The sequence below is a fragment of the Acinetobacter sp. CFCC 10889 genome, from assembly GCF_003268395.1.
GTDB lineage: Bacteria > Pseudomonadota > Gammaproteobacteria > Pseudomonadales > Moraxellaceae > Acinetobacter.
Genome location: NZ_LQXQ01000114.1, coordinates 1 through 6,077, shown reverse-complemented (window position 1 = coordinate 6,077; position 6,077 = coordinate 1). Strand labels below are relative to the sequence as shown.

General features: G+C 39.2%; 4 protein-coding genes and 3 pseudogenes. 5 read left to right on the top strand and 2 right to left on the bottom strand.

What is annotated here, in order from left to right; genetic code table 11:
- The 3 genes and pseudogenes from AVJ19_RS20490 to AVJ19_RS20480 all read left to right on the top strand — a co-directional run.
- Positions 1-853, top strand: a pseudogene (locus AVJ19_RS20490) (mobilization protein); the annotation flags it as partial.
- Positions 854-901: 48 nt separating this feature from the next.
- Positions 902-1,447 carry a hypothetical protein gene (locus tag AVJ19_RS20485; protein WP_000472319.1) on the top strand — a complete coding sequence of 182 codons (546 nt, stop codon included), beginning with the start codon at positions 902-904 and terminating at the stop codon, positions 1,445-1,447.
- 132 nt (positions 1,448-1,579) lie between these two features.
- On the top strand, positions 1,580-2,248 hold the full coding sequence (locus tag AVJ19_RS20480; RefSeq protein WP_000423610.1) for an Abi family protein: 669 nt from the start codon (positions 1,580-1,582) through the stop codon (positions 2,246-2,248).
- 158 nt (positions 2,249-2,406) lie between these two features.
- Here AVJ19_RS20480 and aadB read toward each other — a convergent pair.
- Positions 2,407-2,939, bottom strand: a pseudogene (aadB, locus tag AVJ19_RS20475) (aminoglycoside nucleotidyltransferase ANT(2'')-Ia).
- A gap of 90 nt (positions 2,940-3,029) precedes the next feature.
- Complete coding sequence (locus AVJ19_RS20470) at positions 3,030-3,716, bottom strand: pentapeptide repeat-containing protein (RefSeq protein WP_002011386.1); 687 nt, start codon at positions 3,714-3,716, stop codon at positions 3,030-3,032.
- Between the two features lie 1,002 nt (positions 3,717-4,718).
- Between AVJ19_RS20470 and AVJ19_RS20465 the strand changes: the two genes are divergently transcribed.
- Together AVJ19_RS20465 and AVJ19_RS20460 are read left to right on the top strand one after the other, a co-directional pair.
- Positions 4,719-5,126, top strand: a complete 408-nt coding sequence (locus AVJ19_RS20465; RefSeq protein ID WP_000016535.1) for a MobC family plasmid mobilization relaxosome protein — start codon at positions 4,719-4,721, stop codon at positions 5,124-5,126.
- Positions 5,116-6,077, top strand: a pseudogene (locus AVJ19_RS20460) (relaxase/mobilization nuclease domain-containing protein); the annotation flags it as partial. The gene AVJ19_RS20465 and the pseudogene AVJ19_RS20460, both read left to right, overlap by 11 nt.

Below are 6,077 nucleotides of genomic sequence, written 5' to 3'. Positions count from 1 at the left end.
CGAAATTGAGCCATTTAACGCAATTAAACGAGCAAATACAGAGCCAAGAACAACAAGCCCAGAATCAAGCGGTACAGAAAAAACTTACCACTTTGAATATGGGACTGATTTCAGTAGCAGTTATTTTGCTTATAGCAATTTTCTCGCTTGGTCTCGTCACCAAAAACAAGTACAGCGAGATGCAGACGCTAAATACCGTGATCAACGAGAAGCAAATGAGGGTCGACCATTTGAACCGATCGGGAGGCAGTTTGACGATCAGCACATGCAAGCGACCAGACAGCAAAGCACAGCGCCTATGTATTCAGATCAACAAGAACGCAGGCGAATGGCAGAACGGCTACATGATTCCAATGGGGTATTAAACGATGACCGAATTAGAAACACAATTATTGAGAATCATCGAAGAACAACAGCAACAATTAATGCAACAACAAGTGCAATTGCAGAAGCAACAGCAAGCTTTAGACACAATGCAAACCAAAATTATCCAAGCCTTGTCAGCACAATCAAAGACAATCAAGAGCGATCAGCAAAGCTTACAGCAAGCACAGAAATCATTAGCGACAATGCAGAAGCAATTTCACGAGCTAGAACGAAGTACAGCAAGCTATACCGAGCAGATCAATGGCAAAGTCCGAGAGATGAGCCTTATCACAGCCAACAACGAAGAAATTCTGGAGAGAATCTCAACCACACAGCATTCTGTCTCGTCAGAAGTAGCCAAAGCGCAGCAGAATTTGCTCGAAACATCCGAGATATTGAAAAAAATCTCGTCCAGATGAATGAGCGTAAACAAGAGATAGAAAAACCTCGACCTAAGCAAGATCGAGGTATGGATTTTGGGATGTAATTATTTTCTAGTATGTTGGTGTTTATTTCTTAGTATTAGCTTGTACTAATGTTTAAATTTAGCTATATTGAATGTAGTATAGGCTTGTTTATATATTTTGGTGGTGTTATGAATAATAACTGTGTAGTAGTACTAACTGCTCGTGGAAAGACTAGAATTTTAAAAGAAGGTGGTAGTCAGTCTTGGAGACTAAATGCTCATAATGCAGGAAAGTGCGATTATCTAGTTTGTGTGCAAAATAGGAAACAATCTTGGGGAGAACCAGAGGCTGATCATCACACTGCATTTTTAGTTGGCAAAATATCTAGTATCAGCCAATCTCAAGAAGAAGATGCAGATGGTAGATGGATAATAAATATCTCCGAATATGCTGATATATCTATTCCCAATATGTGGGATGGTAATCGGAATCCAGTTTCTTATAGTTCATTAGAAGAGATGAATATCGATTTGAATGAGCTGAAATTTACCAAATTAAATGAAGATAATTCTTCTAAAACACTGGATAAAATATCTATTCCTGAAGCTAAGAGACTATTAGCTAATTATTTTGATGTCCCTCAAGAAAATATTTCAATTACAATCAATATGTAAGCTTTTAATTGACCAAAAAAAGAAAAAAGCCTTTCACGTTAATGAAAGGCTTTTTTGAATCTTAGCGCTTGGGAGGGAAGATCTTAGATCCGCAGTCTCTCAAACTTACAACTATATATTAGGGTATATACGGTGGAATTGTCAAATGATGCAGTGCTTAAGATAGAGCAGGCTTTATCTATACCACGCTTATCTAAGTATGAAAATTTCTATAAAGATAAAGGTGAACCATATGAAAAATCTGATGTATTGATGCTTTATGAACGTAATTTAATAATTTCCAATAAGTTTTTTTACTTATTAAATTATTTTGAAGTTGTTCTGAGAAATGCTGTTGTTCAGGCAATAGAAATATCTTTTAGGTGTAATGAAACAAATAGTTGGCATGAAAATGAAGCTTTTATTCGAAGCCTTAGCCGTAGAGGGAGGTATAGCCCTAAAAGTATGTTTGATAGTGCTAAAGAGAAGTTCCCAGATTCGCCTAGTAAAATGATCCCTGAGCTTAAATTTGTATTCTGGCAAAAGATGCTTATGGCTAATTATGAAGAACGTATTTGGCAGGGATGTTTTAATTCTATTTTTCCTAATGCAACAGTTGAAAACAGGCAAATTTTTTACGATTGGACAGATCAATTACGTGAATTAAGAAACAGGATTGCTCATCATGAACCGATTATTTTTAACCGTAATCTAGAAAATGATTTAGAGGTTTTAACAAAATTTATTTACTGTCGTTGTATTAATACATACGATTTTATCGAGCAATCTGCATTAGATCTAAAAGAATATTTAGATTTTTAAGATAAGAATTTCACCCCAAACAATCGAAAGGTCAGACTATTTTGCAAATGTTGAATTAACAAGGTTAGTAGTAAAGCAGTAAATCCGATAACGGTAGCAGTGTTTCCTAACACCTGAGTTAAGCCGCGCCGCAAAGCGGCGTCGGCTTGGACGAATTGTTAGGCCGCATATCGCGACCTGAAAGCGGCACGCAAGACCTCAACCTTTTCCGCCCCGAGTGAGGTGCATGCGAACCTGTAGGACTCTATGTGCTTTGTAGGCCAGTCCACTGGTGGTACTTCATCGGCATAGTAAAAGTAATCCCAGATGATCGCCTCCCAGCTGTTACAACGGACTGGCGCCCGGCGATGACACCCTCAGCCGCCTCTGGGCACGAGCCCTGCGGAGCCTCCGCGATTTCATACGCTTCGTCTGCCCACCAAGCAGGTTCGCAGTCAAGTAACTCATCCCCGATCTCCGCTAAGAATCCATAGTCCAACTCCTCCGTGACGCGCCCGCCGAGCATTTCAACTATTGCCTCGAGCTCGCCGCGCCTCTCGCCGGGAAAAGTCAGATCAATATCATCGTGCTTGCGTGTTACACGCCCTAGCCGTGCATCGATCGCCCAGCCCCCACCGATCCAGAGCGGCAGATTTCGCTCATCTGCCGCAGCTAGAATTTGGTGTATCAATGCGACCTGCGTTGTGTCCATGCGGCCTAACATAGTAAGCCCTCCCAGAATGTCAGTAATTAGACTATTAATTGAATTGTTACATCCAATAGTGAGCTCCCAGTGATTGTCTTAACTATCCAACCTTTCGATTGGATGGGGCAGAGCACCATTATTCTGTTTGAATGCGGTGTTAGTGTCAACTAGGTTCTTTATTTCTTCAAGGAGTTTGAAAGTGCTAAGTATTTTTACTTTACTTTGTTCCTCAATATAAATTTTTTTAAGACCATTTAGCAGCTTGTATTTGGATATTTTGGATAGGAGAATGAATAAGGTTGCGGTATTGATTCTTCCCCCTTTTAGATGAAGTAAACGGTTTTTTTGCAGTATTGGAATATTTCTATATTCTGTTAGTTGATCTTTTAAGTCATCAGGAATTTTCATTTCGTAAAAATTATATTTTTTAGAACAGTCTAATATCGAGTGATTTAGGCTTTCTGTATTTGTATTAATAAAAATGCATTTTTCAAATGTGCAATTTTTAAAGCGACAATCTCTAAAAATAGCAGCATAAAATACGCACTTTTTGAAGTGAACATTCGTAAACCTATTCTTATTTAAGATTACTCCTGAAAAATCAGATAAAACAATTTTTATATTTTTGAATGAACATGATCGTAGGCGGGATCCTCTCAAATTAACATTAAAAAATGTTTTATTAGAGAAACGTACTTTAGAAGAAATAGATTTGGCTAGGAGGCTATTTGAATACTTACGTTTTTCGATGTGCTTGTTATGAAATCTAGGAAGTTTTGACATTAATAGTCCAAAGAATAGGAGTTTCAGCTTAATTCTTAGGTGTAATCAAAAAAAATAATGGACAGGTCTCTTGCGAAATCTGTCCATTAGTTTTAAATTCGATGGGTACAGTTATTTGATGCTTGCAACATCAATTAACGAAAGATCGGCAGAGCTTGCAACTCATACTGATATTCACCTTAAAGGCTAGTACCACTATCTATTTTAAAGAATTAGAACAGTTTGACAAGCCTCAATTTGAAGTCCTTCGTTAATTCAGCAGTTTAAATCATCAAATAAGCACCTAACGGTCGAGCTTTATCTACTTCTGTGCGCCTTTTTTAAGGAAGATATGCGTTGCATGTGGAGGGAATAAGTGTCACTGGTGCATCGTAGCGATAGTCGCAAGGCTAAACCGCTTACAGGGGATCTCACATAGGCGGAGCGTTGGAAGTAGTTGTATAGGTTGGTTAAGTTGCATGTTGGAGTAATCCTCGCAGAGATACCACCATACTTCGACAGGGAGCGCGTGGGAGAAGGTGCAAAACCTTTAGTCCTTGTCTGCATGGTCAGCAAAACCATGTGCGGATACGACCGATGCGTGGCTCCGTCAGCCCAATTACAGGTTAATCGGCAATACTTAAGAGGATATTTGATTTTTTTAAATCAAAGCCTCTTAGGGAAAGTATTGCCGAAACTCTCTCAACGTTCACCATCAGCCCGAGCAAAGCGAGGGATGTGGGGACGGTGAGAAAGAGTTGAGCGCATTTGTTTTTACAAGATTCATGCCAATACCTACTAGAGTTTATATACCGTGTCATTTGATTAGTTTTTATTGAATTTCACTCGTCCATTTTTAAATAAGCAAGGATACACAGCTACCCCTATTTAACTTCGTTAAACAGTGATAGTCTGTGACCTTGATCAGGGGCTTCACCCCCGATACCCCCGAAAAGCTTTAAACAGAAAAATCAAAGATTTTCCAATTTAAAGCTTACAAAAGCCAAAGCAGGGTAGATTGAAATGTCAGGACAGGAACAAGAAAACAAACAGAGCAAAGCAGTTCGAGAACGAACCTTTAAAGTCAGACTTTCAGAATCAGAATATCAATTGCTCGATTCCAATAATCCTTATGGTTCGATTGCAAAGTTGCTTAGACAAGCAGCAGTAGAGAAAGCGACTAAAATTCATAATTCCAAAGCAGAAGATGACCAAAAAATTAAAGCAACAAAGGTTGTTGAATCTTCGTATAGCAAGACAGAGCGAGCATTAATTTTAGAGCTTGGTCGGATTGGCAACAATGTGAATCAGATTGCTAAAGCAGTGAATACCGATATTGCAGGGGTAGGTACTTTTGACAAAGTGAAGTTACTTCATTTGTTGATTTCCATAGATCAGCAGCTTCGGGAGTTACGTCCAGATGATCGTTGATTTCTTTAGACATGGTTCAGGTTTATCAAAAGGCTGTCTCGATTATTTGTTAGGTGAAGATCGAGAGCGTGAACATGCTCAAGTGCTCAATGGTGATGTAGAACTGACAGCACAACTCATTGATAGCAGTCCTTTTGCCAAAAAATATACCAGTGGTTGTTTGTCCTTTTATGAGCATGATTTATCTGACCAGGATAAACAGAAAATCATGCAAAATTTTGAGGAATGTTTATTCCCGGGACTAGATAAAGACCAATATCAAATTTTATGGGTACAGCACCAAGACAAAATTAATCAGGACACAGGTGAGACAAGGCTTGAGCTTAATTTTGTGATTCCTAATGTTGAGCTTTCAACAGGCAAACGCCTACAGCCATTCTATGCGCCAGTCGATTTAGATCGAGTCGATCTATTTAAGCAGATCACTAATACCGAACATTCACTGTATGACCCCGATGATCCTGAGCATCGACAGCTATTTTTAAATAAAAAGAACCTACCCAAAGATATTAAGGATTTTAAAGCGCAGTTACATCAACGTGTTTACCGAGCGGTTGCCAATGGTGATGTTGCCGATCGGCAAGAATTGGTGCAATGGCTTGAATCGAATCAAATCAATGTCACTCGACAAGTAAAAAACTCCATATCCATTGAAAACCCATATGAGGGCGCAAAACGTCCCATCCGTTTAGAGGGCGAGATTTATGAGCAAGGCTTTAGAGCTACTGGCGAATATAGACAAGAAGTACAACAACGAATTGAAGAATACAGAGGAACAACTTCTGAGCGGTATCGAACAAACGTCACAGACTATCAGAGACAGCTTGAACATAAGAGCCAATATCACTGCGACCGCTATCCAACAGTCGGACGAGAAAATAGCCCAGAGCATTCAAAACAACGCCCAGACGGTCGAGAAGCAGTTAAGCCTGTATCAAACCTTGCTGCAAT

Excerpts from the sequence above, each read along its gene's own strand:
- AVJ19_RS20485 (WP_000472319.1), top strand. The coding sequence starts at position 902 with ATGTTTAAATTTAGCTATATTGAATGTAGTATAGGCTTGTTTATATAT.
- AVJ19_RS20465 (WP_000016535.1), top strand. The coding sequence starts at position 4,719 with ATGTCAGGACAGGAACAAGAAAACAAACAGAGCAAAGCAGTTCGAGAA.
- AVJ19_RS20470 (WP_002011386.1), bottom strand. The coding sequence starts at position 3,716 with ATGTCAAAACTTCCTAGATTTCATAACAAGCACATCGAAAAACGTAAG.